This is a genomic window from Nocardioides pakistanensis, from assembly GCF_054781215.1.
Genome location: NZ_BAAGUV010000061.1, coordinates 1 through 2541, shown reverse-complemented (window position 1 = coordinate 2541; position 2541 = coordinate 1). Strand labels below are relative to the sequence as shown.

General features: G+C 59.0%; 4 protein-coding genes. 1 reads left to right on the top strand and 3 read right to left on the bottom strand.

Annotation, left to right across the window (positions count from 1 at the left end):
• A partial coding sequence (locus tag ACYVIH_RS18860) for a Dps family protein (protein ID WP_460871078.1) occupies positions 1-336 on the top strand: 336 nt, incomplete at its 5' end.
• A gap of 64 nt (positions 337-400) precedes the next feature.
• Here ACYVIH_RS18860 and ACYVIH_RS18855 read toward each other — a convergent pair.
• From ACYVIH_RS18855 to ACYVIH_RS18845, 3 genes are all read right to left on the bottom strand, one after another.
• Positions 401-853 (bottom strand): SIP domain-containing protein, encoded by a 453-nt coding sequence (locus ACYVIH_RS18855; RefSeq protein ID WP_460871077.1) that lies wholly within the window; start codon positions 851-853, stop codon positions 401-403.
• Between the two features lie 422 nt (positions 854-1275).
• Positions 1276-1692 carry a hypothetical protein gene (locus tag ACYVIH_RS18850; protein WP_460871076.1) on the bottom strand — a complete coding sequence of 139 codons (417 nt, stop codon included), beginning with the start codon at positions 1690-1692 and terminating at the stop codon, positions 1276-1278.
• 163 nt (positions 1693-1855) lie between these two features.
• A partial coding sequence (locus tag ACYVIH_RS18845; protein ID WP_460871075.1) for a hypothetical protein occupies positions 1856-2541 on the bottom strand: 686 nt, incomplete at its 5' end.

The window sequence follows — 2541 nt, the reverse complement described above, 5'->3', positions numbered from 1 at the left end:
ATCGGCGTGCACGAGTTCCTGGACGAGGTCGTCGAACATGCGCAGGACGGCGCAGACGAGGTCGCGGAGCGCATCGTCGCCCTCGGCCTGCCCGTCGACGCCCGCATCGGCGCCGTCGCGAAGAAGGCCAGCCTGCCCGAGGCGAAGCAGGGATTCCAGCAGTCGGACGACACGATCCGCGACGTCGTGTCGCAGCTCGACGCAGCACTCGTCACGATCTACGCCGCGATCTCGGGGCTCGAAGAGATCGACCCCACGAGCCAGGACATCGTGATCGCGCTGGCGCAGCAGCTCGACAAGGATCGCTGGTTCCTCGCCTCGCACCTGACGGTGTGAGCCGGGTCGACGTGCGCGGGTCCGGATCGGGACGGCTTCCCGACCCGGATCCGCCGCGCGAGTGCTACGCCCGCTGCTCGCGGTACTCGACCGCGGCGGTCCAGATCTCGGCGAGCTCGGACCGGATGCGGCCCCAATGGTCGGTGACCTCGCGGCTGTCGCGGGCGCCGGTCCACAGGTGCACGTAGCGGCCGCTCAGCGGGTCGCCGCGCACCCACTCGTCGAGCCAGGCTTCGACGGCGTTCATGAGCAGCTCGCCCGTCAGCGCCGCGCGCGACTCCTGCACGAGCCAGGTGATCCCGACTCCGGGAGGCGCGGCAAGGGGCTGGATCTGCTCCGCCGACTCGACCTCGATGAACACGCGCCCGTAGCTCTTGCGCGGGAGGTCCGCGCACCAGTCGCGCAGGGATTCGATGTCGCTCGCGTCACCCGCCGCGAGCACGCACTCGAGGTAGCTCGGGCAGATGAAGATGAAGTCCGACGTGCTGTTCTCGTCGGCGTGGTCAGTGGCGCTCACACCGTTCATTGTACGTAATTTCACGCTTCATCTGACGAATTCTCAGACTCTGCCGAGCAATCGTACCTGATGTACGCGAAAACCCCGGCCTGAGCCGGGGTTTTCTGTGGCTGGGATACCAGGACTCGAACCTAGAATGACGGTTGGGCTCGACCCATCAGAACCAAGCTCGTCGGCGAACCGACGAACCTCTGTTTTCCCGCATGTTTCTGCGGATTCTGTTGTGTTCAGAAGCATAGCCCGGTACGGGTTCGGGCGGGGAGAAACTGCCTGATTCTGATCGTTATCGAGGGTTCTTGACACCCATTCAAGAGTTTCTCACCCTACGCCACGTCAGCAGCTTCTACTAACGAAAGGGAGATGTTCTGTTACCACAATTTCGATCTTAGATCCTCTCACACCCGCTCTATAACTAGCGAGGATTACTGAGTGCGCTGGTAGTCATCAAAGAAAATTTCGGCAATCTCCGCTACTGTCGGCTCGGCAACATCAGAAATAGCAAGGTCACGTCTCGCTTCCAAACAGACTCTTGCCAAAGATTCCTGTAGCGGAAGCTTCATCTCCGGCGCGATCGCAACGTTGCTTCCCTCACGAGTCAGCTCATTCACGATCCGACGCCAGTCCGAATAAGCGCTAAGCAATGTGGGCGATCCCCATAATGCAATCTGCGTTCGCACTTCCCATTCAGACCTAAGCGGGCCCCCTTGGAAAGACTGGAGCATATGATCCAGAATCGCACGATAGCTCGCTTCGCGTTGTTCCCGCACTTTAGTCTCAAGCTCGGCTCTTCTGCGCGATGCAACGGTTTCATTGATTGAGAGCGCCACAAAGCCAGCCATGGAAGCGACCATAACAGGCGAGAGCGTCTCAAACTCCAAACAGCCCATACCCCAGGCCGCAACAGAGGCCAAGAATATGATGCCGAGCAGAATCCTCGGCCAAGCCAGCTTTCTAACACGTCGTCGAATCAAGCTCTATACCTTTCCCTACCCAACAAACACGTCAAAGATATGCGGCCGCCCACTCGTCGTTAGTGAGCCATCGGGCTTCGAGTGTCTCGAGCACGGTCTGGCTGTAGACGTCTTGTAAACTCCACTGCCTGCTTTTTCCTTTGCCTGCACCCATTGTGCCTGTTCTACGCAAGCCAATCGACAACTCCTTCAGCTCTGGGTCATGGAATGCCAGGCGGGCAAAAAGGCTCGTGATTAAAGTGGCAACCGGTGAAACACTCTCTGCAGGATCGGAAATCGCATACCCGGTGTTTACTGCTGGGATCGACATCTTTTCGCCGCTTAGCCCTGCCACTGTGTGTGCTGGCAAATAGGGCATACGCATAGTTGTTGCACACGCCAAGTCAGCAACGCACACAAAGTCAATAAGTTCACGTGGGTGGGATGCCGCACCGTGGAGCGCGGCAACGTTACTTTCTAACGAGGCGATGGGGTCTTCTTTCCACTGATGGGATAAAGCCAGTAACCCGAATGGGAATGCCCCATGAAGCTCCGAACGAGGCGTTCCTTCCCTCAGAAGCATCCCTCTGCGTAACAACCCCAGACGCACCGCGGCATCTTGAAAGCCAGCGGCTTTCAACGTCAATTTAACGCTAAAGGCCGCCGCAACTCCAGATGCGATGACGTCAGTGTGTTCTCTGAGCGCCGGTGGGTACGACGGCCGCAACACAACGATAT

Coding starts and splice junctions, on each gene's coding strand:
- ACYVIH_RS18850 (WP_460871076.1), bottom strand. CDS start 1,692: ATGGCTGGCTTTGTGGCGCTCTCAATCAATGAAACCGTTGCATCGCGC.